The organism is Myxococcus qinghaiensis (assembly GCF_024198215.1).
Lineage (GTDB): Bacteria > Myxococcota > Myxococcia > Myxococcales > Myxococcaceae > Myxococcus > Myxococcus qinghaiensis.
Window position 1 is genome coordinate 652244 of sequence record NZ_JAKCFA010000001.1, and the last position, 25705, is coordinate 677948.

A 25705-nucleotide genomic window follows, 5' to 3' on the forward strand; every position below is an offset into this window, starting at 1 on the left:
GCCGGGCCCCTGGGGTCCTGGACGGGCCGGTTTCCTCCCTTTTCCGGGGTGGGTGCCGGCCCGTCGCCTTGCGGGCGGGCACGTCGAGTGCGGCTGGCGCTTTGAGGTGGAAGGGGTGCTTGCTAGCATCCGTCCCATGTTTTTGATCACCCTCGCGGAAAAGGGCGGCGGGACCGAGCAGCGTGAGTACCACAAGCCGGAAATCACCATCGGTCGGCTGCCCGGCAATGACATCATGCTCGCGAAGGGCAATGTCTCGAAGTACCACTCCCGCATCGTCGCCAAGGATGGCAAGTGCATCATCGTGGACATGAAGTCCACGAACGGCACCTTCGTGAACGGCAAGAAGATCGCCGCGCCACAGGTGCTCAAGCCCACCGACCAGATCTACATCGGTGACTACATCATCAACGTGGAGCCGCTGGAGGACGCGGGTCCGCAGATGACGCGCGCCGGCCAGGCCGAGGAGGCCTACGAGGACGGTGGCGAGGAAGAGCCGTACGAGGAGGAGGAGCAGTACGAAGAGGAGGAGCCGTACGAGGAGGAACCTCCTCCGGCTCCCGCGCCGAAGGCTCCCGTGGCCGGACGCATGCCCGCGTCCATGGCCTCCGCGCTGGCGAAGAACAAGAAGAAGGTGGACCCCCGGATGGAGCGCTACACGCGCCTCCAGAAGGAGATCCACGACCGGCTCATCGAGTACCTCGACCTGCGTCGCATGGACATGGACCGGCTGGGCGACGACGAGCTGTGGCGACGCACCGAGAAGGCCATCCGCGACATCATCGACCAGATGGAAGCGGACGGAGAGCTTCCGGAGGACGTGGACCGCGAGGAGCTGCTCACCGACGTCATCAACGAGGCGCTGGGCCTGGGGCCCCTGGAGGCGTTCCTCGCGTCGGATGAAATCAGCGAGATCATGGTGAACCACGCCAACCAGATCTACATCGAGCGCAAGGGCCAGCTGACGCTGTCGGAGAAGACCTTCTCCTCGAACCAGGCGGTGCTCGGCGTCATCGAGCGAATCGTGGCGCCCATCGGCCGGCGCATCGACGAGTCCAGCCCGCTGGTGGACGCGCGCCTGAAGGACGGCAGCCGCGTCAACGCCATCATCCCTCCGCTGGCGCTGAAGGGTCCTTGCATCACCATCCGCAAGTTCAAGAAGGACTCGCTGAAGATCTCGGACCTGGTGAAGTACAAGACGCTCACCGCGCAGATGGCCGAGTTCCTGGAGATGTGCGTCAAGGCCCGGCGCAACATCGTCATCTCCGGCGGCACCGGCTCCGGCAAGACGACGACGCTCAACATCATCAGCTCGTTCATCCCGGACAGTGAGCGCATCGTCACGGTGGAGGACGCCGCGGAGCTGCAGCTTCCCCAGGACCACTGGGTGCAGCTGGAGAGCCGGCCGCCCAACCTCGAAGGCAAGGGCGCCATCACCATCCGAGACCTGGTGAAGAACTGCCTGCGCATGCGGCCGGACCGCATCGTCGTGGGTGAGTGCCGCTCGGGTGAGACGCTGGACATGCTCCAGGCGATGAACACGGGCCACGACGGCTCGCTCACCACGCTGCACGCCAACACGCCGCGTGACGCCATCGCCCGGCTGGAGACGATGGTGCTGATGTCCGGCATGGACCTGCCGGTGAAGGCCATCCGAGAGCAGATCGCCAGCGCGGTTCACATGATTGTGCAGCAGACGCGCTTCTCCGACGGTACCCGGAAGATCTGCTACGTCACCGAGGTGTCCGGCATGGAGGTCGACATCGTCACGCTCCAGGACATCTTCTATTACAAGCAGGACGGCTTCACGGAGGACCACAAGGTGCGTGGCCGCTTCGTGGCGTCCGGCTTCGTGCCGAAGTTCTACGACGAGCTTCAGCGCAAGGGCATCCCCGTCAACATGAGCATCTTCCGCGAGGACTGACGCGCCATGCCTACACTGGTCGTCCGTCTGCCTGATGGCACGGAGAAGGAACACGAGGTCGTCGGCGAGCTGAAGCTGGGCCGCCAGCAGGGCTGTGAAGTCCTGCTCACCGAGGGCGGCGTCTCGCGAACGCACGCGCGCGTCTTCACCGAGGCGGGTGGGGTCTTCATCGAGGACCTCGGCAGCGCCAACGGCACCTTCGTGGATGGCGAGCGCATCGCCGAGCCCACCGCGCTCACGCCCCAGTCCGAGGTCATCCTCGGCGACTACACGCTGAGCCTGAAGGCGTCGGCTGGCAGGACCACTGGCGCGCGTCGCGCGGCCAAGCCGGCGGGCCCGGAGGCCATGCCCGTGGGCGCGGAGGGCGGCGGTGCTCGCGCCACCCGGGCCCTGCCCAGCATCAAGGCGAAGCCCGCTGGAGGCAGTGCCCCCGCGGGCGCGGCGCCGGCGCGGCGACCCAAGGCCGCGGGCGGTCCTCCTGGTGGTGGCGGCGGGCCCCTCTTGCGCGGCACCGTGGGGCCGTGGGCGGGGAAGACCTATCCGCTCAAGGGCAAGGTGCTCGTGGGGCGCCTGCCTCCCGCGGGCATCATCCTGGAAGACGACTCGGTCAGCCGGAAGCACGCGGAGTTGGAGTCCGTCGGCGGCGTGGTGTCGGTGCGTGATTTGGGAAGCGCCAACGGCACGCTGCTCAACGGCGACCCGCTGGGCCCGGAGTCGGTGGACCTGCAGCCCGGGGACCAGCTCCAGTTCGGCGTGGTGGAGATGACCTTCGAGACGCCCCAGTCCGACGCACCGGCCCGGCGGGGCGCGGGTTCAGCGCCTCCGTCGCGGCGGGGCGGCGTCGCCCAGGGCGGCGGCGGTGCGGACCCGGAGGCCCGGCGCAAGAAGCTGTTCATCGCCGGTGGCGGTCTGGTGGGTGTGCTGCTGCTGGCGGCGTTGGGCAAGGCGCTGATGCCCGCGCCAGCCGTGGACGCTGGAGGCCCCATGGGCCAGGGCGTCCCCGTGGACCCCGCGCAGCAGGTGTCGGAGCTGCTCAGCGAGTGCCGCTCCTATGCCTCCAGCGAGCTGGGCCCGCCCAACTGGACGAAGGCCGAGCAGAGCTGCTCGCAGGTGTTGGACCTGGACCCCATCAACACCGACGCCAACACGCTCATCCGCCGCATCAAGCTGGAGAAGGACGCCTTCGAGCACTTCTCCCAGGGCGAGAAGCTGCAGCAGCGCCTGAAGCCCGAGGAGGCGCTGGACTCCTTCCGCAAGATTCCGAGGGAGAGCGAGTACTTCCGCCGCGCCCGCGCCAAGGCGGCCGAGGCCGCCGAGCAGGTGACGAAGCGCGCGCTGGACGACTGCAGGCGCTACCTGCGCGACTCGCAGTGGAGCGCGGCCGTGCCCCGGTGCCAGACGTACATGGCGGTGTGGTGCCAGAACCAGCCGCGTGACGACCTGCAGCCGCCGCTCGGCTTCGATGTGAAGCTGGAAGGGCGCTTGAAGAAGAACGAGTGGCGGCCCAAGGACCCGCTGTTCGTGAAGTTCCTCATCTCGCGTCTCAAGCTGGACCCGAACGCGATTCCCTGGACGTGCCCGGTGGCGGAGGTCCTCAACCGCGACAACCTGCCCACGGACCCGAAGACGGTGGTGTTCGAGGCGGTGAAGGGCCGCTACCCGAACAAGCTGATGCAGGCGGCGATGATGGACTACTGGGCCGGCCGTGGCAGCGAGGCGCTGGCGACGTTGCAGAAGCTGCGCGCCAACTACGAGTCCGCGCAGTTCCACGCCCAGGCGGACGAGATGCTCAAGACGATGTCCACGGTGGATCAGCTCTTCAAGGGCGGACAGAGCTACCTGGCCGCGGATGACCCGGAGAAGGCCGCTGAGCCGCTGCGCGAGGCGCTGGAGGTGGACAAGTCGCTGATGCTGGACCTGGCGGAGTCCAAGCCGTCGTTCTACCGGCGCAGCATCCTCGCGGACATGGCGGACAAGTCGTACCAGCGTGGCAAGCACTGGGCGGACCGCGACGACAAGCGCCGCGCGTGCCGCCTGTGGAAGCTGGGCTTCGGCTTCTACGCGGGCAACCCGGACCTGAACAAGGCGGCGGGCTTCTGCTCCGCCACGGCGCTCTCCACGTTCCGTCAGGCGGGCGGCTGCCCGGACATGGCGGCGGTGCTCGACTTCGCCGTCAAGGGCGACGGGGTGGAGGAGCTGGTCGTCGCGAAGAAGAAGGAGTGGAGCTGCCCGTAGCAAGCGAGTTGGACAGGGCGGGACGGGCGCGCTAGGCACGGGGGCATGGCCGACACCAGCCCCCCGCGCACCGCGCCCACCCTGGTCCTCATCGACGCGTCCGGCTTCATCTTCCGCGCCTACCACGCCATTCCGCCGCTCACGTCGAGCAAGGGCGTTCCCACCAACGCCGTGCTCGGCTTCACGCGCATGGTGCTCAAGTCCCTGCGGGACTTGAAGCCCACGCACGTGGCGCTCGCCTTCGACAAGGAGAGCCGCACCGAGCGCCAGAAGATAGACCCCAACTACAAGGCCCACCGCGAGGGCCCGCCCGAGGACCTGGTGCCGCAGTTCGCGCTCATCCGCCGCGTGGTGGAGGCGCTCAACCTGCCGGTGCTGGAGTTCGCGGGCTGGGAGGCGGACGACGTCATCGGCACGCTGGCCCACAAGGCGAAGGCCGAGGGCTTCTGCGTCCAGGTCGTCACCGGGGACAAGGACTTCATCCAGATTGTCGACGAGGACGTGCGCCTCTTCGACCCGATGAAGGACGTGCACACCCGGCCCGAGGACGTGAAGGAGCGGCTGGGAATCGAGCCCCGTCAGATGCGCGACTACCTGGCGCTCATCGGCGACGCGGTGGACAACGTGGCCAAGGTGCCGGGCATCGGCCCCAAGACGGCCACGGAGCTCATCCAGCAGTTCGGCGACGTGGACACGCTCCTGGCCCGGCTGGACGAGGTGAAGAAGCCCAAGATTCGGGAGAACCTCGCCTCGCACCGGGAGAGCCTGCTGCTCGCTCGGCGGCTGGTGACCTTCAAGACGGACCTGCCGCTCGACGTGCGCGTGGCGGAGCTGACCCGCAAGGAAGTGGACTCCGCGAAGGCGCGCGAGCTCTTCACGGAGCTGGAGTTCTACGCGCTGCTCAAGGACCTGCCCCAGCAGGGCGCGTCCGAGTCCTCCTCCTCCGAGCCCGCGAAGGAGCGGCCCGCGCCCCTGGCCGTCACCACCACGCTGGTGGGCACCGACGCGGAGCTGCTGGCGCTGGCGGAGGCCGTGCGCGCGGCGGGCTCGGTCAGCCTGATTCCGGCGTACGAGGGCATGCCCTTCGCGTCGAAGCTGGTGGGCCTGGGCGTGGCGCTGCCGGACGCGAGCACCCGCTACGTGCCGCTGCGCCACGCGGTGCTGGGCGCCACGCAGGTGAAGCCCGAGTCCTTCACCGCCGCGTTCAAGAGCGTGCTGGAGGACCCGGCGGTGAAGAAGGGCGGGCATGACCTCAAGGCCCTCACGCTGGTGCTGGCCAACGAGGGCCTCACCCTGGCCGGCGCGCACGACGACGTGGAGCTGTTGAGCTACCTGCTCAACCCGTCACGCCGCGAGCATGCGCTGGCGGACCTGGCGCGCGAGCGGCTGGCCACGGAGCTGCCCGCGCTCCCCGCGGCGGCCGAGGGCAAGCGGGGCAAGAAGGACAGGGCGCTGGCGGACCACTCGCCGGAGGAGGTGGCGTCGGGCTTCGCGGTGCGCGCGGAGGCGGCGCGCAGGCTGGCGCCGGAGCTGTGGAAGGAGCTGGAGGAGGCGAAGCTGGCGCAGCTCGCGAAGGAGCTGGAGCTGCCGCTGTTGCCCATCCTCGCGCGGATGGAGCAGCGGGGCGTGAGCCTGGACACGGTGGAGCTGGCGCGCATCTCCGTGAAGGTGGACGCCGCCGTCGAAGCGCAGGTGAAGGAGGTCTACAAGCACGCGGGCCGCGAGTTCAACATCGGCTCCAACCCGCAGCTGGTCCAGGTGCTCTTCACCGAGCTGAACCTGCCCATCATCAAGCGCGGCAAGACAGGCCCGTCCGCGGACCAGGAGGTGCTGGAGAAGCTGGCCGAGGACCACCCGCTGCCTGGCGCCATCATCGAGTACCGCAGCCTGTCCAAGCTCAAGAGCACCTACCTGGACACGCTGCCCACGCTGGTGGCCCCCGACGGGCGCATCCACACCACGTACCACCAGGCGGCCACGGCCACCGGGCGCCTGTCGTCCACGGACCCCAACCTCCAGAACATCCCCGTGCGCACGGAGCTGGGCCGGGAGATTCGCCGCGCCTTCGTGGCCGCCCCGGGCCACCAGCTGGTCAGCGCCGACTACAGCCAGGTGGAGCTGCGCCTCTTGGCCCATATCGCGGACGACCCGGTGCTCGTGGAGGCGTTCCGCAATGACGAGGACGTCCACAGTCGCACCGCCGCGGAAGTCTTTGGCGTGGCGCCGGACCAGGTGGACCGCGAGCAGCGCCGGGTGGCGAAGATGGTGAACTTCGGCATCGCCTACGGCCTGTCGCCCCACGGCCTGGCCACGCGGCTGGGCATTCCCCAGGAGACAGCGCGCGACATCATCGAGCGCTACTTCATCCGCTACGCCGGCATCCGCCGCTACCTCGATGAGACCGTCAACACGGCGCGCAAGACGGGCTACGTGGAGACGCTCTACGGCCGCAGGCGGTACATGGCGGACCTGAACTCGAAGAACCGGGGCGTGGCCCAGGCCGCCGAGCGCGCCGCCATCAACATGCCGATTCAAGGCACCGCCGCGGACCTCATCAAGAAGGCGATGCTGGTGGTGGACGCGGACCTGCGCGCGCAGGGCCTGCGCACGGTGATGCTGCTGCAGGTCCACGACGAACTCCTGCTGGAGGCGCCGGACGCGGAAGTGGAGCAGGTGAAGGCGCTGGTGGCGCGCGGCATGGCGGGCGTGGCCACGCTGAAGGTGCCGCTCAAGGTGGATGTCGGCGCGGGGCGGAGCTGGTCGGACGCCCACTGAAAAACAACGCGGGAGGAGCGCCCACCCCCGTAGACGCTCCCCCCGCGGACCCGCTCGTTTTTCGCTACCACCCCCACAAACAATGCCGACCCGTCCGACCGGCGAGTCGCGCGGACCCCCATCCACGCGTCTTGCCAGCAGCTCGCGATGAGCGCTCACCACTCCCCAGTGGGAGCACGCCACCCCAAAGGCGCGCCATGAGGTCCCCACCCCTGGCACGCTCCCTCCCGCCGGCCTCGGACGCCCCCAGGAATTGGAGCGTCAAGCCGGACGGGTCGGCAAAACCGACCACCCTCAATGCATCGCGGTACGTCCATCCCTCGAGCCCGGCGGCACGTGTCTGACGCGTGACGGGCGCTCGAAGTACTCGACCACCAAACCTCCGAAGGGCACCCTCGGCCCCTCGACTCTCGAATCCCTCAGTCGCTGGAGCAGCGCCACCGCCGAGTCGACGGCCTCGTCCACGGCGCGGTTGATGCGCTCCTTCTCCGACTCTCCACCGCCGAGCACCTCCGCGGCGTCCACCAGGCAGCGCCGCAGCGCCGAGAACTCTTCGTGCAGGGCCCGCGCGCCACGCTCCGGCGACAGGCGCAGCACCGCTTTCGTACGGCTCCAGGGGCTCGTGTCGTCCCCCTCCAGCATCACGCCCAGCTCCCTGACGAAGGGCTCCACCAGTCCGTCCAACTGACTCAGGGGAGTCTGGGTGCCGTCCGCCGCTTCGTGAGTCGTCATCCGCATCCGGCGCCACAGCGCCGCGATACGGTCCGGCTGCTGGCGGAAGAACCGCGCCAGCCCGGCTGCCTTACGTCCTCGCTCAGTCATTTCCGGTGCCTTCCGCATCGCACCGGGGGCTATAGCAAGGCTGTTGCCAGCGGCTGAGGAACTGAGTCCCCTGGGAAATCAGCCACTTGGAGGACGCACTCGCGCGCGCCGTGGCGGGGGAAGGTAAAAACTTCGGGGTTCGGCTTGTAGACCTGTCCGCAGGTCCAGACAGGGCCCCGGGCCGGGCCTTTGTCTCAGTGCAGCGTGGGCTTGGCGGTGCGGGCTTTCAGCGCGTCGTCCGCGCCGGCCGGCTGCTCGCTCTCGTGCTCGGGGCCCACGGAGAACTCACCCGACGCTGACTCCGCGTGGGGCGGCGCCTCCGGGTGCTCGGGCTCCGGCTCGGAAGGGGCGGGGCCGGGCCAGTACAGCTCCTGGTGCGGCGCGGGGCCGGCCATGGGCGTGACGGACTCGGCCGCCTGCTGCTGGGCCACCATCATCAACCGCAGGGCGGCCTCGTCCGCGGCCTCCTGGGCCGTCATCTCCGCCAGCCGCGTGGCCTTCTGCTGGCGGCGACGGGCGTACGCGGCCACGCACAACACGGAGGCCGTCAGCCACAGCAGGGCGGAGCTGGTGGTGAGCGGCAGCCAGCCGTAGCGCGCCGCCAGGCCGTCGCGCCAGCCGGCCTCCTCCACGTCCAGCGAGGTGTGGAAGGCCTTGCCGAACGCCGTCTCGAAGGGCTCTCCGGCGCGCACGCCGTCGATGAGCAGGCCCATGGCCTGGGGGCCGTAGCGGGTGGACAGGTGCGCGACGAAGGCGGCGCTCTGGGCGTAGGCGATCTCCACGTCGGCGGGCAGGTCCGGCCAGTCGGAGGACAGGTCCTCGAAGTGGAAGACGCGCTCCTGCGTCACCGCGCGGAAGAGGGCGGAGTAGTGGGTGATGGAGAAGCGCTCTCCCGTCACGTTCTGCGCGACGCCCTCCTGGAACCAGCGGGGCCAGCCTCGGGCGAGCTGCCCGAGCGCCACGTGCGCCAGCTCATGCCGCAGCGTCTGCTGGCCGTCCGGCGCGTGCAGGCTGAGCGCGTCCAGCAGGATGATTTGATGCGCGGGGTAGGCCAGCGCCACGGCCCAGCCCGGAGGCCGGCCGCCAGGGAGCGCCAGCGCCTCGAACTCCTCGCGGCCCACGCCCAGGCGAATCTCCGTCACCCCGGGCCAGTCGCGCCCCAGGATGTTGCCGAAGCCGTCCCGCACGGACTCAATCTGCCCCGCCAGCTCCTTCGCCGCCACGTTGGCCGCCGCCGTGTGGAGGATTCGGAAGCGCTTCGTCGCCAGCTCTCCAGAGGCGATGGGGGGCCGCGAGTGGGGGACGAGCACCACGTTGTCCACCAGGGCTTCGCCGCCGTGGGGATGGGAACCAGAGCCTTCACCCAGGCCCTGGGCCCACGCCCGAGGCATGGCCAGCAGCAACAGGAGCAGGACGACCAGGTGGCGCATGCGGGGGCCTCGCTATCCCCCAGACATAACAGCCTCGGCCCGCGCCGCATCAACCCCCACCACGTGAACGCGTTTTCGTCGCGATGCGTCACCGGCGACGAGCGTCACCTGTCGCCGGGGCACCCCGAGCTGCTTGCCGAGAAACTCGAGGAGGGCGGCGTTGGCCTCCCCATCCACGGGAGGCGCGGCGAGCTGGATTTTCAACAGCCCGTCGTGTTCGCCGACGACGCGGGTGCGCGAGGCGCGGGGCTGGATGAGCAGGGCCAGCTCCACGCCGTCCGGCAGGGACTTCAGCCAGGGCGCGGCCATGGGCTACTCGTTGCCGTTGGCCTTCTTCTGGGACAGGTAGGCCACGTTGTCCTCGACGCGCGCGTAGTCGCGGTCCGCGAAGGTGGGGGCCTTGAAGGTCTCCAGCAGCTTCTGGTGCGCGTCCAGCACCGAGCGCACCTGGGACTCGAACTGGGTGCGCTGGCGCTTCAGCTCGTTGATGTCCTCCACCACCTGCACCAGCCGCTGGTGGGCGCCGTGGACGATCTTCTCGGCCTGGTGCTCGGCGTCCGCGATGATGATCTCCGCCTCCTTCTTGGCGGCGGACTGCAGGTCCTCGCTGATGCGCTGGGCGGTGACCATCGTCTCCTGGAGGGTGCGCTCGCGCTCCTGGTGCTGCTCGAGCTTGAGCTGCGTGCGCTTCAGCTCCTCCTTGAGCGCGATGTTCTCCTTCACCACTTCCTCGAACTCACCGGCGATCAGCTCGAGATAGGCCTCGACTTCGCGGCGCGAGAAGCCTCGCAGCGCCGTGTCGAACCGCTTCTGCCGGATGTCGAGCGGAGTGATCTTCATGCGCGCCAGTCTAGCGCAGGGCGGCGCGTTCTCCAGGAATCGGCCCCGGAGGTCGTCTCTCCCTGGAGGCCGCCCATGCCTGCTCGCCTGCTTGGGGACGGCGCGCGAGGCCTTCAGCGGGACGCGGGCGGCGCATCCCACTGCGCGGCGACGGCGCGGGCGGCGTTCTGCACCACCGAGGTGAGGCGCGAGTCGGCGGCGGCGTCCTGCACGGTGCGGCGGGCGGAGGAGGTCCGCTGGAAGACGAGGCCGTTGAGGGCTTGAATCTTCAGCGCGTCCGGCATTCGGGGGTGGCGCACCACGTTGCCCAGAATCTCCTCCGCGCGCGGGTGCTGGAAGAGGGCCACCGCGCGCAGCACGGCCTGCTGGGTGCGGGGATTGGGGTCCCACAGGTGCGTGGCCAGCGAGTCCAGCGCGCGCGGGTCTCCCAGGAGGGCCAGGTCCTCCACGGCGATGGCGCGGACCTCCTCGGGCGCGGGGCGGGCGGCCCACAAGAGGGCGCGTAGGAGGGCGGTGTCGTCCGCGGAGGGCACCGGAGCGGAGGCCGCGGACGACGGCTCCGGGGCGGCCTTGGTGGCCGTGGGGGCGGGGCGGCCGGCGGCGGGCGTCCGGGCCGGGGCGGCGGCGACGAGCAGCAGTCCGGCGACGAGCAGGGGGCTCATGGGCCGCGTTCTACCCCGAAAGCCGGGCTTCTGGCGCAGCCGGGCCCCGGGCGGGCGGAGATTTTCTTGACGCGATCTCCCGACATGGGAGTTTGCCGCTGCTACAGGCGTGTTGCTGACGGGAGCAAGGGCTGATGAACGCGGCGGTTTCGAGCTGGCAGACCCTGGAGAACGTAGAGGTGGAGTGCACCCACTGCGGCATCCGGATGACCCTTCAGATGGGGAACCGGGTTCGCTACTACCGGTGTTCTGGCTGCCACCGCTGGGTCTCCAGTACCTACACGGACGTGCTCCGGGCGGACGCGAAGGTGCGCACCCACCCGGTGAAGGACACCGCCGCCCAGGATGAGCGCCACATCGAGGTGAAGGACCGGCTGGAGCGCTGGCTGTCCGCCATCGAGGACCAGGACCCGTACCAGCTCCTGGGGGTGTCGCCGCTGGACTCGCCGGAGAAGGTCCGCGCGCGCTACCACACGCTGGCGCTGGAGCGGCACCCGGACCGGGGCGGCTCCGCGGAGAAGATGCGCGAGCTGAACGTGGCCTACGAGCGCATCCTCCGGCACCAGCAGCGCAAGCGTCAGGAGGCCCTGACCTCCGGCGCCGTCTCCGCCTCCGCGCTGCCCGCCCGCAGCAGGTAGCCCCAGAACAGACCCCCCAGGGCCAGGCCCAGCGCGGCCTTGGCCCAGGTGGGGAACAAGTCACCCGGGGACACGTAGCCCTCCACCACGCCGATGAGGGCGAGGAAGGGCGCGCACCCCAGCACCAGCTTCACGGCCTCCCGCCCGCGCAGGGCCAGCGCCTGTCCCCGGGGCAACTCCCCCGGGTCGATGAGCGACTGGCCCACCATCAGCCCGGCTCCACCGGCGATGACGATGACGGACAGCTCCACCGGGCCGTGCGCGGAGATGAAGTCCAACAGCCCCCCCAGCATCCCCTCGCGCGCGCACAGCGCGGCGATGGCGCCAATCTGCACGCCGTTGTTCACCAGGATGAACACCGTGCCCAGCCCGTAGAACAGGCCCATGGCGAAGGTGAGGATGGTGACGGTGAGGTTGTTGGTGGCGATGCCCGACGACACCGAGTTGGGCGGGGCCACCGACAGGATGTCGTCCGTCCACATGCGGCCCTGGGAGACGTACTGGCGGACGCCCGCGGGCACGAGCAGCTCCGCGCCCCGGGGCTCCCACAGCACCACCAGCGCGCCCAGCAGCAGGCCCAGGATGAACAACCCCGCGCTGGCTCCCACGTAGCGCAGCTCCCGGCGCAGCGCCTGGGGGAACTCGCGGCGGAAGAAGGCCTTCACCGACGCCCAGCGCTCGCTCGGAGGCTGGTAGATGGCGGCATAGGCGCGGGCGCAGAGCTGGTTGAGGAAGCGGTGCGCGTCGGTGCCCGGGTAGAACGTCTGCGCGTGCGCCAGGTCGGAAGCGGCGCGGCGGTACAGCGTGTCCAGCGTGCGCAGCTCCACGAGCGTCAGGGTGCCCTCGCGCTGACGCGTGAGCAGCGCCTCCAGGGAGTCCCAGCTCGCGCGGCGGCTGGCGACGAAGGCCGGCAGGGCGACGGCCATCTCAGCGCTCCACCTGGACGTGGGCCCGCAGGAACGCCTCGGTGGACCCGGCCGACGCGAGGACGGCGGTCCGCTCCTCGTCCGTCAGCCCGCCCAGCCTGTCCACCAGCCGCGTCCCCATCTTCCGCCGGATGTCCGCCTCCAGGCCCGGCGCGCGTGCGAGGAAGGCCAGCACCAGCTCCACCTCGTCCGGCGTCAGCGCCCGCGTGGCCTTGGGCCCGAGCACGCCCGGCGCACCCGACTCGGGGGGCCGCGCGGTGTACTTGTCCAGGTCGATGCGCTCCTCGCGCACCAGCACCGTCCCCGCCAGCAGGTCTCCCAGGCGCTGGTGCCTGGGCGTCAGCAGCATGCTGATGCAGCCGGCGGCGTACACCCCTGGCAGGAAGTCCACCGCGCGGCACAGGTTGCGCACCGCGCTCTCATAGAGGCCCACCGGTGAGCCATCCAGGCGCACCACGCGGATGCGCAGCGCGCGCTTGCCCGGTGTCTGCCCATGGAAGAAGACCTCGCTGAGCGTCCAGTACAGCCACTGCGTGGCGAAGATGCCCACCACCAGCAGCGTCTGGCCCAGGCCCGACAACCCCTGGAAGACACCCAGCACGTCCGACACCAGCAGCGTGAAGACGAAGTACGCCACCACCCAGAAGAAGAAGAGCAGGCCGGCGTCCACCAGCCACGCCAGACACCGGTAGCCGATGCCAGTCACGGGGAGGGAGAGCGCCACGCGCTCCGGCGTGGCCACTGCGAGGTGCGGGCTCGATGCGGTACTCATGTCCGCCATCCAGCATACACGCCGCCCGCCGTACCATCTCCTACCTGTTGAGGCCGGATTGTCTGGCTAATCAGGTCCCAGAGGGGTGTCGCGTGGTGGACACCCGGACCCACGAGGGGGGACGGCGGGTATCGGGTGCTGGACGGAAAAGGCTGTCATGGACGCGACAGCGATGACGAACCAACGGACGCGATGGCTGAATCCAATCCGATTCGCGCACACTTGACACTCGCGGCAGGGGCGCCTTCGCCTCTGCGCTTTCCCGGTGTTAGGGTATTCGTGGCGTTGAACCTGGAGCTGGCTCCAGCGGAGGTGGAGCCCGGTAGGACGCCGCGAGTCGTAGGTAAGTGAAAGCAGTCCTGGAGTCGGGTCTTACATCGATGGACCGACCCCGGAGTGGTTCAGCGGACGTGCACGCACGACCTGGAAGCCTCTTCCCGCTGGCCTGAGCTGTCCGGAGGTTGGAAGCAGTCAACATTGCAGTCCAAGTTGTTTCGCCATGGCGGCTGGGGGGCCTTCGCATGGCAACTAATCAATCAGCGATTCGTGTATCCATTCTCGAAGGACCATGGGCGGCGTGGGAAAGCCTCGCCGATGGTCTTCGTGGCGAGGGTGTCGCGGTCACCTCGGTGACCAGGGACGTGCGACTCTTTCTCGATGGGCTGGGAACCGATCCGCCTCAAGTGGCGGTGATGGATGTGGAAGGAGACAGTGAAGCGGCCGTGGGCTGCTCGGTGACCGAAGGCATCAACCTGTTGCGCGAGGCACGCAAGCGTCGGCTGGAGGTGCGCATGTTGCTCCTCTCCGCGGTGAGTGCGCCGGAGGTCATCTCCCAGTGCTTCGACGAGGGGGCCTCGGGCTACCTCTTCCGGAAGGGGCTCGGCACGTCCGCCGTGTCCTCGGCCATCAACTCGCTGGTGCGAGGTGAGCGGCTCTTCCCGGTGCAACTGCTGCGCAATGACTTCGAACATCCGCCCGTCACGTCGCCCACCGCGAGCGTGCTCCTGGCGCTCACTCAGCGGGAGCGCGAGGTGCTGGCGTATGTCGCGGGTGGTGCGGACAACTTGAAGATCGCCGCGCATCTGCAGATCGCCGAGCGCACCGTCAAGTCGCACGTCACCCAGCTCTACCGGAAGCTTGGGGCCGAGAACCGCACGCAGCTGGCGTTGCGCGCCTGCCATCTGGGGGTTCGTCCGCCGCCGGACCTCTGAGACCTTGAACCCCGCCCTCGGACCCCAGTGAATTCTCCGGGGTCCGTCGGGCGGGGCGTCCGCCACATCAGTTCTTCAGCGCCTGCTCTTCCATCTTCTTGCGCAGGCTCAGCGGACGCATGTCCGTCCACACCTGCTTGATGTGCTCCAGGCACTCGGCCTTCAGGCCCTGCTTGCCCGCATCCTTCCAGCCCGGCGCGTTCTCCCGGTCCGCCGGCCAGATGGAATACTGCTCCTCGTGGTTGACGACGACCTTGTAGATCGTCGTGTCCTCGCGCTCGTCCGCCATGTGAGTGACTCCTGAAATTGACTGCATCTTGTTCACATCCCAGGAAAAGGGGTCAATACCGCCAGAAGTAGGCGGATGCCTACTGGCCCCTTCGCCGGGACACTGCTCCGACAGGCCGACTTTCCCGCGACCGTGCGTATTGGTGCGCGAGGGGCCACCCGCCCCGTCGTGAAGGTGGCCCGTCATCATTCCCGACCTTCCAGGTCGAGCAACCGCTTCAACCACCCCGCGACGTGCGGTGCGCGCAGCACGGAGACGCTGTCTCCGGGTGTTTCATGGAGCTCCAGGCCGCCCTCGGCCAGCTCGCCCCAGCCTCCGTCGCGCGCGTCCTCGTCGCGCTCCGGAGCGTCCGTCGCGAGCAGCAGCCGCACGGCGCCCTCGGTGGGCTCCGGCAGGTAGCGCCGCGCGGCGCGCAGGTGGCTGGCGAAGACCTTGAATCGCACCCGCAGCTCCGCCAGCGACAGCGCTTCTGGCAGGAGGCCCGTCTTCGCGCCCTCGGCGTGCAGGTGCGCGAGCAGCGGCTCCGCGTCCTTGCTGGAGGTGAGCGCCGAGGCCAGCACCGGCGCCGCGATTCCCGCCTGGGTCGCCAGGTGCTTCGCGAACAGCGCGCCCTGGGCGCCCGCCGTGGTGGCGGCCGTGCTGGCATCCGGCTCCGCGGGGAGCGGCTCGATGAGGAGCAGCTCCACGTCCTGGCCCTCTCGCTGGAGCTGCTGCGCCATCTCCCAGGCCACCAGCGCGCCCATTCCCGGGCCCGCCAGCCGGTACGGCCCCTTCGGCGCGGAGGCACGCAAGGCCTCCACGTAGAGCGTCGCCATGGCCTCCACGGACTCCAGCGGCGCGCGGCCTTCCTCCAAGCCACGGGCCTGGATGCCGACGACGCTCCAGCCCTCGGGGGCGTGGCTCGCCAGCTCGGCGTAGCCATCCACCTGTCCATCCATGCCATGGACGACGTGGAGCACGCGGCTCGCATCCGTGCCCGGGCGCAGCGTGACGAGCGGCGACCAGGTGGGCGTGGCGGGACGGGCCGGCTTGGCGCGAGCGTCCTGGGCCTTCAGCGCCTCCTGGGCGCGCTGGAGCAGCAGGGCGAGCGACTCGACGGTGGGGGCCTCGAAGAGGGCGCGCAGCGGCAGCTCCACGCCCAGGGCCACCCGGACGCGGGAGACGACCTGCGTGGCCAGCAGCGAGTGGCCACCGAGCGAGAAGAAGTTGTCGGTGATGCTCACGCGAGGCGTGCGCAGCACCTCCGCGAAGGCACCGGCCAGCAGCTCCTCCAGCGGCGTGCGAGGCGCGGCGAACGGCGCGGTGCCACGCAGGCTCTCCTCGTCCGGAGCGGGCAGCGCGCCGCGCGCCACCTTGCCGGTGGGCATCAGCGGCAGCGCCTCCAGCCGCATGAAGATGGACGGCACCATGTACTCGGGCACCTTCTCGCGGAGGACCTGGCGGGCCTCCTCGGTGCTCCACGGCGCGTCGGCCGGCAGCACCACGTAGCCGACGAGGCGGCGGTCTCCCGCGACGTCCTCGCGGACGATGGCCACCGCGTCGCGCACCTGGGGCAGCGCGCGCAGGGCCACTTCCACCTCGCCCAGCTCGATGCGGAAGCCGCGCAGCTTCACCTGGCTGTCCAGGCGGCCCAAGAACTCCAGGTTGCCGTCCACGAGCCACCGGGCCTTGTCACCCGTGCGGTACAGCCGTGAGCCGGGCGCGCCGCCCATGAAGTCCGGCAGGAACCGGTCCGACGTCAGGTCCGGGCGGCCATGGTAGCCGTGGGCCACGTTGGCGCCACCCACGTAGACCTCGCCCGCGACGCCGATGGGGCAGGGCTCGCCGTGCGGGTCCAACACGTAGATCCGCATGTTGGCGAGCGGCGAGCCCACCGGGGGCAGCGCGGGCCAGCGCTTGCGGTCCGCGGGGGCGCGCCACGCCGTGACGACGTGGGCCTCCGACGGGCCGTACTGGTTCTCCAGCGTGCACTCCGGCAGCCGGTCGAAGAAGGCCAGCAGCGCGGGCGTCACCTGGAGCTGCTCGCCGGCGGTGACGATTTCACCCAGCGGCGGGAGCTCCTTCTCCGTGAGCGCCGCGTCGCACATGGCCTGGAGGGCGACGAAGGGCAGGAACAGCCGCTCCACGCGGTGCTCGCGCATGTAGCGCAGCATGGCGGGCGGGTCCTGTCGCAGCGAGCCGTTGATGAGCAGCACCTTGCCGCCCAGGCACCAGGTGCCGAAGAGCTCCTGGAAGGACACGTCGAAGTTGAGCGAGGCGAACTGGAGCGTCGTCGCGTCCGGCTTCACCGCGCGCTTCATCAACCACCAGAGCATGTTGCCCACCGCGCGGTGGGACATGACGATGCCCTTGGGACGGCCCGTGCTGCCGGAGGTGTAGACGAAGTAGCAGTTCGTCTCCGGCGACATGTCCACGTCGGGCGAGTGCGTGGGCCGCGAGGCGACGGCCGTCTCCTCCTCCAGCCGCACCACCCGCGCGGACAGGCCGGGAGGCAGCGCGGAGACGAGCGCCGAGTGCGCCAGGACGACGGGGGCGCCCGTGTCCTCCAGCATCAGCGCCAGGCGGTCCGCCGGGTAGCTCGGGTCCAACGGGAGGAACGCGGCGCCGACCTTGAGCGTGGCCAGGACGGCGACGGGCATGTCCAGGCTCGCGCGCTCCAGGCACAGGCCCACCGTGCCATTCACGGGCACGCCGAGCGCCAGCAGGTGATGGGCGAGCTGGTTGGCGCGAGCGTCGAGCTGCGCGTACGTGAGCGACTGGACTCCGTCCGTCACGGCCACGCGGTCCGGCGTGCGGGCGACCTGGGCCTCCACCCAGCGGTGCATCAACCCCGGCACGTAGGTCGGGTCCACCAGGGAGTTGAAGCCTTCGACGACCTGCTGCCGCTCGCCGTCCGACAGCAGCGGCAGCCGGCCCAGCGTCTGGTCCGGCTGGGCGACGGCGCTCTCGAGCAGGCGCTGGAGCGCACCCACCATCCGCTCCGCCGTCGCGCGGGAGAAGAGGTCGGAGGCGTACTCCAGGTAGCCGGTGAGGCCGTGCGACGACTCGAACACGGAGAGCGTCAGGTCGAACTTGGCCGTGCCGCTGGTGGCCTCCACCGGCGACATGCGCAGGTCCGACGTCTCGTAGGTCTCCTTGTAGACGTTCTGGAGGACGAACAGCACCTGGAACAGCGGCGTGCGGTTCAGGCTGCGCTCGGGCTGCAGCTCCTCCACCAGCTTCTCGAACGGCACGTCCTGGTGCGCGTACGCATCCAGCGTCGCCTCACGCACGCGCCCGAGCAGCTCGCGGAACGTCTGGTGCTCGGAGAGCTGCGTGCGCAGCACGAGCGTGTTGGCGAAGAAGCCGATGAGCTTCTCCAAGTCGGAGTGGCGACGGCCGGCGATGGGCGAGCCGATGCTGATGTCGTCCTGACCGGAGTAGCGCGACAGCATCGTCTGGAAGGCGGCGAGCAGGACCATGAACGTCGTGGCGCCCTCGCGGCGCGCCAGCGTCTGGACCGCGTCCTGGAGCGCGCGCGGCATGGTGAAGCCCACCATGTCTCCCTTGAAGCTGCTGACGGCCGGACGGGCGAAGTCCGTGGGCAGCTCCAACGCCGGGGGCGCGCCTTGCAGGTGCTTGCGCCACCAGGCCACCTGCCTGTCGAGCACGTCGCCCTTGAGCCAGCTGCGCTGCCAGGCGGAGTAGTCCGCGTACTGGAGCGGCAGCTCCGGCAGCGTGAGCGGGAGTCCCTTGGCGAAGGACGTGTATGCGGAGGCCAGCTCGTTGACGAGCAGGCCCATGGACCAGCCGTCCGAGACGATGTGGTGCATGGACATCAGCAGCACATGGTCCTCGGCGCCGAGCTTCAGCAGGCGGACGCGGAGCAGCGAGCGGTCCGTCAGGTTGAACGGACGCTGCGTCTCCTCGGTGGCGGCGCGGAGGGCCTCGGCCTCGCGGGCCGCGGGCTCCAGCGCGCTCAAGTCCAGCATGTTGATGGGCGCCGGCTCGTGCGGATGGATGACCTGGATGGGCTGGCCGTTGTTGCTCTGGATGGACGTGCGCAGGGACTCGTGCCGACGGAGCAGCTCGTTGACGGCCCGGCCCATCGCGTCCACGTTCAGCGGGCCCTCCAGCCGCACGGTGGCGGGGATGTTGTAGAAGGCGCTGTTCGGCTCGAGCTGGTCGAGGAACCACAGGCGCTGCTGCGCGAAGGACACCGGCTGCTCGCCCGTGCGCTGCACGGGGACGAGCGGCGGAATCTCCAGGCCCTGGCCCTGCTGCACCGCCAGGTCCACGCGCTGCGCCAGCGCCGCCAGGTCCGGCGTGTCGAACAAGTCGCGAAGCGGCAGCTCCACGCCGAACACCGCGCGCATCCGGCTGATGGCCTGTGTCGCCATCAGCGAGTGTCCGCCCAGCTCGAAGAAGTTGTCGTGGATGCCCACGCGCTCCACCTCGAGCACCGCGCACCAGATGGTCGCCAGTCGCGCCTCGGTGGGCGTGCGAGGCCCCACGAAGTCGGGCCGCCCGCTGACGTTGCTCATGTCCGGCGCGGGCAGGGCCTTGCGGTCCACCTTGCCGTTCGAGGTCAGCGGCAGCGCCTCCAGCACCATCACCACCGTGGGCACCATGTACTCGGGCAGCGCGTCCTTCAGCGCCCCGCGCAATGTGGCGCCGTCCGTGGGCACGCCCTCGCGCGCCACGGCGTAGGCGATGAGGCGCTTGCCGCCAGGGCCGTCCTCGCGGGCCACCACGACGGCCTCGCGCACCGCCGGGTGCCGGGCCAGCGCGGCCTCGACTTCACCCAGCTCGATGCGGAAGCCACGCACCTTCACCTGCGCGTCCACGCGGCCGACGAACTCCAGCGTGCCGTCGTCGCGCCAGCGCACCACGTCGCCCGTGCGGTACAGCCGCGCGCCGGGCACTCCCGAGTACAGGTCCGGGAGGAAGCGCTCGGCGGTGAGCGCGGGCCTGCCCGCGTAGCCTCGGGCCACGCCGACGCCGCCCAGGTACAGCTCGCCCTTGACGCCCACGGGTACCGGCTCGCCGCGCGCGTCGAGCACGTAGGCCCGCACGTTCGCCAGGGGCCGACCGATGGAGGGCAGGTGGCTGTCGTCGGCGACGACCTGCGCCAGCGTGGCCACGACGGTGGCCTCCGTGGGGCCGTAGGTGTTGAGGAACCGGCGACCCGGGGCCCACCGCGCGACGACGTCCGAGGGCAGCGCCTCGCCGCCGGAGATGACCGTCTTCAGCGCGGGCAGCTCCTCGGCGGGCGTGGCGGCCAGGGCCGCGGGCGTGAGGCTGATGACGGTGAGCGCCTGCTCGCGCAGCAGCGTGTGCAGCGGCGCGCCCGGCATCACCTTCTCCAGCGGCGCGAGCACCAGCGTGGCGCCCGAGGTCAGCGTGGTGAAGATCTCCTCCACCGACAGGTCGAAGGAGAGGTTGGCGAACTGCAGCACGCGCTCGCCGGGGCCGATGCCGTAGGCCGGGGCCTCGTGGGTGACGAGGTTGGCCACGCTCCGGTGCTCGACGGCCGTGCCCTTGGGCTGGCCCGTGCTGCCGGAGGTGTACAGCAGGTAGGCGAGGTTCCCAGGCGTGACGCCCGTGGCGGGAGCCTCGATGCTCTCCTGCGACAGGGCCTCGTGCGCGGTGTCGAGGCACAGGGCGCGGGCGCGGTGCGGCTCGGGGAACCGGTCCACGAGCGGGGACTGCGTGAGCAGCAGCGCGGCGCCGCTGTCGTCGAGCAGGAAGGCCAGGCGCTCGCGCGGCAGCAGCGGATCCACCGGCACCCAGGCGCCGCCCGCCTTGAGGATGCCGAGCAGGCCCACCACGACATCCAGTGAGCGCTCCACGCTGAGCGCGACGCGGACCTCGGGTCCGACGCCGTGACGGCGCAGCACGTGGGCGAGCTGGTTGGCCCGCGCGTCCAACTGCGCGTAGGTGAGCTGGGTGCCCTCGAAGGAGGCGGCCAGCGCGTCGGGGGCGCGGCGGACCTGGGCCTCGAAGAGCGTGTGCACGCAGGCCTCGGGGAAGTCCGCGCGGGTGTCGTTCCACGCCACGAGCTGCCGCTGACGCTCCTCGCCGGAGAGCAGCGTGAGCGAGGAGAGGCGACGCTCGGGCGCGGCGACGAACAGCTCCACGAGCGCCCGGAAGTGCCGGGTCATCCGCTCGATGGTGGACGCGTCGTAGAGGTCCGCCTGGTAGTCGAACTCACCCATGAAGCCGGCGGAGGTGCGGCCCATGGAGAGCGTGATGTCGAACTTGGCGACGTGGCCCTCGTCGGGGCCCTGGCGCATCGTCAGGCCCGGCAGCGAGGCCGCCGCCTCCGGCGTGTTCTGGAGGATGAACATCACGCGGAACAGCGGCGACTGCTGGAGGTCCCGCAAGGGCTGCAGCTGCTCGAAGGGCAGGTGCTGGTGCGAGTAGGCGCCGAGCGCCGTCTCTCGCACGCGGGTCATCAGCTCGCGCACCGTCGGGTCGCCGTCCAGGCGCGTGCGGAGGACCAGCGTGTTGAGGAAGAAGCCGACCAGGCCCTCCAGCTCGGCGCGGTTGCGTCCGGCCACCGGCGAGCCGACGGAGATGTCGTCCTGACCGGAGTAGCGCGACAGCACGAGCTGGAACGCCGCCAGGAAGAACATGAACGGGGTGATGCCTTCACGGTTGCAGAAGGTCTCGATGGCCTGCGCCAGCTCGGTCGGAATGACGAGGGGCACCATGCCGCCGCGAGGCCGTGACAGGTGCGTGCGCGGTCTGTCGGTGGGCAGCTCCAGGTCCTGAGGCGCCCCGTCCAGCTGGCGCTGCCACCATGCGAGCTGGCGGTCCAGCTCCGCGCCCTCCAGCCACTTGCGCTGCCAGGTGGAGAAGTCCGCGTACTGGAGCGGCAGCTCGGGGAGGCTCGGCGCGCGGCCGGCCTGGAAGTCGCCGTACAGGAGCGCCATCTCGCGGACGACCACGCTGATGGACCAGCCGTCGGAGACGATGTGGTGGACGTTGATGAGCAGCAGGTGCTCCCGGTCCTCCAGCACCAGCACCTCGGCGCGCAGCAGCGGCCCGGTGCTCAGGTCGAACGGCCGCATGGCGTGCTCGCCCGCGCGACGTCGGGCTTCCAGCTCCCGCTGCTCGGGCGCGAGGTGCCGCAGGTCCGTGACGGGCATCTCGAGCGGGGAAGACGGGTGGATGACCTGCACGGGGCCGTCGGCCTCGGCGCGGAACGTGGTGCGCAGGGCCTCGTGACGGTGCACGACGGCCTCCAGCGTGCGACGCAGCACCTCCACGTCCAGCTCGCCGGAGAGCACCATCGAGGACGGGATGTTGAACGCGGGGCTTCCGGGCTCGAGCTGGTCCAGGAACCACACGCGCTGCTGTGAGAACGACAGGGGCAGCTTGCCGTCGCGCGGCGCGCGCTCGATGGGCGGTGCCGCCGTCGTCGCGCCGGTGCGCAGGGCGGTGTCGACCCGCTGGGCCAGCGCGGCGACGGTGGGCGCCTCGAAGAGGTCTCGCACCGGCAGCTCCACCGAGAAGCTGGAGCGGATGCGCGACGTCACCTGGGTGGCCAGCAGCGAGTGGCCACCCATCTCGAAGAAGTTGTCGGTGACGCTGACGCGGCCGAGCTTCAGCACCGTCGCGAACAGCTCCGCCAGCTTCTCCTCCACGGGCGTGCGAGGCGCGGTGAACGCGGTGTCGCCGCGCAGGCTCTCCGCGTCGGGCGCGGGCAGGAGCTTGCGGGCCAGCTTGCCGCTGGGCGTCAGGGGCAGGGCCTCCAGCGTGAGGAACGCCGAGGGCACCATGTACTCGGGCACGCGCTTGAGCATGAAGGCGCGGAGCGTCTCCGCCGTCGTGGCGGAAGCGGGGGCCTCATCCGGAGACACGGGGACGACGTAGGCGACCAGGCGCTTGTCGCCCGGGACATCCTCGCGCACGGCGGCGGCGGCGTCTCTCACGCCTGGGGCCGCGCGGAGGACGGATTCGACCTCGCCCAACTCGACGCGGAAGCCTCGCACCTTCACCTGGAAGTCGATGCGGCCGAGGAACTCCAGGTTGCCGTCCGCCGTCCAGCGCGCGGAGTCGCCGGTGCGGTAGAGGCGGTCACCCGGAATGCCACTGAACGGGTTTGGCACGAACGCGGCGGCGGTGAGCGCGGGGCGGGCCAGGTAGCCGTGGGCCAGGTGGCTGCCGCCGACGAAGACCTCTCCGGCCACGCCGATGGGGACGGGCTGGCCGAGCGCGTCGAGCACGAAGAGCTGCGTGTGGCCCAGCGGGCTGCCGACGGGAGGCAGGCGCGGCCACGAGGCGGGGGCGCCGCGCATGCGGTACGCGGAGACGACGTGGGCCTCGGAGGGGCCGTACTGGTTCTCCAGCGTGCAGCCCGGCAGCTTCTCGAAGAACGACACCAGCGTGGCGTTCACCTGGAGCTGCTCACCGGCGGTGATGACCTCGTTCAGCGTGCGCGGCAGCGTGGCGCCGTGCGAGACGGAGTCCGCCATGGCCTGGAGCGCGACGAAGGGCAGGAACAACCGCTCCACGCCGTGCCGGTCCATGAAGTCGAGCAGCGCGGGGATGTCGCGCCGCAGTGTGTCCGAGGGCAGCACCACCTTCGCGCCGACCCACCAGGACGCGAACAGCTCCTGGATGGAGACGTCGAAGTTGAGCGACGCGAACTGGAGCGTCGTGGCGACCGGGCGAGGCGACTGACGAATCTGCCAGGCCAGCATGAAGCTCAGGGCCCGGTGGGGCATGACGATGCCCTTGGGGATGCCCGTGCTGCCGGACGTGTAGATGACGTACGCGTTCGCCTCGGGCGACACGTCGCGTCCCAGGGAGCGCGTGGGCTGGCGGGCCACGGCGGCGGCCTCGGTGTCCAACTGGATGCGACGCGCGCGGCTGTCCGCGGGCAGGCTTCCGCTGAGGTGTGACTGCGTGAGGATGACCGGCGCGGCGGTGTCCTCCAGCATGAACGCGAGGCGGTCCGCCGGATACGTGGGATCCAACGCCACGTAGAAGGCGCCGACCTTGAGCGTCGCCAGGACGGCGATGGCCATGTCCAGGCTCTTGTCCACGCAGATGCCCACGGCGCTTCCCGCGGGCACGCCGTGCTCGACCAGGTGGTGCGCGAGCTGGTTGGCGCGGCCGTCCAGCTCCGCGTAGGTGAGCGCGCGCTGGCCGTCGGTGATGGCGATGGCGTCGGGCGTGCGGGCGACCTGCGCCTCCACGGGGCCGTGCATCGTCGTGGCCGAGTGGGCGTTGCGGGACGTGTCGTTCCACTCGACGAGAAGCTGCCGCTCCTCCCCGGGGCTCAGGAGCGACAGCTTCCAGGGCGACTGGTCCGGGTTGGCGACGGCGGACTGGAGCAGCCGCACCCAGTGCGCGCCCATCCTCCGCGCCGTGCTCACGTCGAACAGGTCGGTGTTGAACTCGAGCAGGCCCTCGATTTCGTCTCCGCCATCCCCCAGCAGCAGGGACAGGTCGTACTTGGAGGTGCCGCTGTCGACGTCCATCGAGGGCGGCGCGTTGGCGTCACGAGCGCTCCGGCCCGTGTCGTGGCGCGGCGTGTTCTGGAGGGCGAGCATGACCTGGAACAGCGGCGACCGGCTCAGGTCGCGCTCCAGCTTCATCTCCTCCACCAGCTTCTCGAAGGGCACATCCTGGTGGGCGTAGGCGCCGAGCGTGCTCTCCTTCACCTGGGCGAGCAGCGTGCGGAACGTCAGCCCCGGCGTGAGGCGCGCGCGCAGGGCCAGCGTGTTGACGAAGAAGCCGACGATGTTCTCCAGCTCGGACTGCCGGCGGTTGGCGATGGGCGAGCCGACCACGATGTCGTCCTGGCCGGAGTAGCGGGCCAGGAGGATGTGGAGGGCGGACAGCAAGGCCATGAAGGGCGTGACGCCCTCCTGCTTGCACAGCGCATGGAGCGCCGACGTCAGCTCCGTGCCCAGCTTCACCGGAAGGCTTGCGCCACGCGACGTCTGCACGGGAGGCCGGGGCCGGTCCGTGGGCAACTCCAGCGCGTGAGGCACGCCGTCGAGGTGCTTGCGCCACCAGCCCACCTGCGCGGCGAGCGCATCGTCACGCAGCCAGCCGCGCTGCCAGGCGGCGTAGTCCGCGTATTGGAGGGTCAGCGGCGTCAGCGGCGAGGGCAGGCCCTGGCTGAAGGCGGTGTACAGCGCGCCGACCTCGCGGGCGAGGATGCCGCTGGACCAGCCGTCCGACACGATGTGGTGCACCGTGACGAGCAACAGGTGTTGCTCCGCGGCGAGCCGGAGCAGCGTGGTGCGGAGCAGGGGGACGCGGGTCAGGTCGAAAGGCTTCTGGGCCTCGGCGGTGGCGAGCTCCAGGGCCTTGGCCTCGCGCTCCGACTCCGGGAGGTGACTCAGGTCCACGACGGGGACGGACAGCTCCACGCGCGGGTGGATGAGCTGGAAGGGCTCGCCATCCTCACGGGTGAGGAAGCTGGTGCGCAGCGCCTCGTGGCGACGCACCAGCTCCTGGAGCGCCCGCGTGAGCGCATCGACATCCACGGCGGTGTCGAGCCGGAGCGCGGAGGGGATGTTGTAGAAGGCGCTGTCCGGCTGGAAGCGGTCGAGGAACCAGAGGCGCTGCTGGGCGAAGGACAACGGCAGCGCGCCGCTGTCGCGAGGCACGGGGAGCAGCGGCGGGAGCTGGACGCTCTCACCGGAGAGGATGGCCGCGTCGATGCGCTGCGCGAGCGCTTCGACCGTGGGCTTCACGAACAAGTCTCTCAGCGCGAGCTCCACGCCGAAGGCCGCGCGGACACGCGACACGACCTGCGTGGCGAGCAGGGAGTGGCCACCCAGCTCGAAGAAGTCGTCGTGCATGCCGATGCGCTCGACGTGCAGCAGCTCTGACCAGAGGGTGGCGAGCTGGACCTCGACGTGGGTCCTGGGCGCGACGTACTCGCGGACCGGCGCGGAGAGCGACGCGTCAGGCGAGGGCAGCGCGTTGCGGTCCACCTTGCCGTTGGGCGTGAGGGGGAGCGCGTCGAGCACGGCGATGGCGGACGGCACCATGTGCTCGGGCAGGCGCAGCTTCAGCGACTCGCGCAGGGCGACGACGTCCAGACTGTCGGCGACGACGTAGGCGACGAGGCGCTTGTCGCCCATGGCCTCCGTGCGGACGGTGGCGACGGCCTGATGGACGGAGGGGTTGAGCAGGAGGGCGGCTTCGACTTCACCGAGCTCGATGCGGAAG

At 70.4% G+C, this 25705-nt stretch carries 14 protein-coding genes; 5 read left to right on the forward strand and 9 right to left on the reverse strand.

Translation table 11 applies throughout. The annotated features are described in order from the left end of the window. Positions 1-136 precede the first annotated feature (136 nt). The 3 genes from LZ199_RS02670 to polA are packed head-to-tail and all read left to right on the forward strand — an operon-like array spanning position 137 to position 6934. Positions 137-1924: an ATPase, T2SS/T4P/T4SS family gene (locus LZ199_RS02670; RefSeq protein ID WP_253992040.1), complete on the forward strand. Its 1788-nt coding sequence runs from the start codon at positions 137-139 to the stop codon at positions 1922-1924. Between the two features lie 6 nt (positions 1925-1930). Beyond that, positions 1931-4159, forward strand: a complete 2229-nt coding sequence (locus LZ199_RS02675; protein WP_253992041.1) for an FHA domain-containing protein — start codon at positions 1931-1933, stop codon at positions 4157-4159. Between the two features lie 45 nt (positions 4160-4204). Beyond that, positions 4205-6934, forward strand: coding sequence for a DNA polymerase I (gene polA, locus LZ199_RS02680; RefSeq protein ID WP_253992042.1), 2730 nt, complete (start codon positions 4205-4207; stop codon positions 6932-6934). A 294-nt stretch (positions 6935-7228) separates the two neighbouring features. Here polA and LZ199_RS02685 read toward each other — a convergent pair whose 3' ends face one another. From LZ199_RS02685 to LZ199_RS02705, 5 genes are all read right to left on the reverse strand, one after another. Next, positions 7229-7774, reverse strand: a complete 546-nt coding sequence (locus tag LZ199_RS02685; protein WP_253992043.1) for a hypothetical protein — start codon at positions 7772-7774, stop codon at positions 7229-7231. A 176-nt stretch (positions 7775-7950) separates the two neighbouring features. Next, complete coding sequence (locus tag LZ199_RS02690; protein WP_253992044.1) at positions 7951-9186, reverse strand: peptidase MA family metallohydrolase; 1236 nt, start codon at positions 9184-9186, stop codon at positions 7951-7953. Positions 9187-9198: 12 nt separating this feature from the next. Continuing rightward, a complete protein-coding gene (locus tag LZ199_RS02695; protein ID WP_163870666.1) occupies positions 9199-9495 on the reverse strand; it encodes a DUF167 domain-containing protein in 297 nt (98 codons plus the stop codon). 3 nt (positions 9496-9498) lie between these two features. Next, the gene (locus tag LZ199_RS02700) at positions 9499-10026 is read right to left on the reverse strand and encodes a DivIVA domain-containing protein (RefSeq protein WP_163870667.1); all 528 of its coding nucleotides are present in this window, start codon (positions 10024-10026) and stop codon (positions 9499-9501) included. A 113-nt stretch (positions 10027-10139) separates the two neighbouring features. Beyond that, positions 10140-10688 carry a HEAT repeat domain-containing protein gene (locus tag LZ199_RS02705; protein WP_253992045.1) on the reverse strand — a complete coding sequence of 183 codons (549 nt, stop codon included), beginning with the start codon at positions 10686-10688 and terminating at the stop codon, positions 10140-10142. 134 nt (positions 10689-10822) lie between these two features. Between LZ199_RS02705 and LZ199_RS02710 the strand changes: the two genes are divergently transcribed. Further along, on the forward strand, positions 10823-11326 hold the full coding sequence (locus LZ199_RS02710) for a J domain-containing protein (protein WP_253992046.1): 504 nt from the start codon (positions 10823-10825) through the stop codon (positions 11324-11326). Here LZ199_RS02710 and LZ199_RS02715 read toward each other — a convergent pair. After that, positions 11266-12252: a stage II sporulation protein M gene (locus tag LZ199_RS02715; protein WP_253992047.1), complete on the reverse strand. Its 987-nt coding sequence runs from the start codon at positions 12250-12252 to the stop codon at positions 11266-11268. The genes LZ199_RS02710 and LZ199_RS02715 overlap by 61 nt on opposite strands. Position 12253: 1 nt before the next feature. Beyond that, entirely contained in the window at positions 12254-13024 is a 771-nt protein-coding gene (locus LZ199_RS02720) for an RDD family protein (RefSeq protein ID WP_253992048.1), read from the reverse strand. A 521-nt stretch (positions 13025-13545) separates the two neighbouring features. On the opposite strand from LZ199_RS02720, the gene fruA reads away from it, so the two are divergent. After that, complete coding sequence (gene fruA, locus LZ199_RS02725) at positions 13546-14235, forward strand: response regulator transcription factor FruA (RefSeq protein ID WP_163870672.1); 690 nt, start codon at positions 13546-13548, stop codon at positions 14233-14235. Positions 14236-14302: 67 nt separating this feature from the next. On the opposite strand, the gene LZ199_RS02730 is transcribed toward fruA, so the two are convergent. Together LZ199_RS02730 and LZ199_RS02735 are read right to left on the reverse strand one after the other, a co-directional pair. Next, on the reverse strand, positions 14303-14524 hold the full coding sequence (locus tag LZ199_RS02730) for an MbtH family protein (RefSeq protein WP_141648541.1): 222 nt from the start codon (positions 14522-14524) through the stop codon (positions 14303-14305). Between the two features lie 185 nt (positions 14525-14709). Next, positions 14710-25698, reverse strand: a complete 10989-nt coding sequence (locus LZ199_RS02735; RefSeq protein ID WP_323389100.1) for a non-ribosomal peptide synthetase — start codon at positions 25696-25698, stop codon at positions 14710-14712. Positions 25699-25705: the final 7 nt, after the last annotated feature.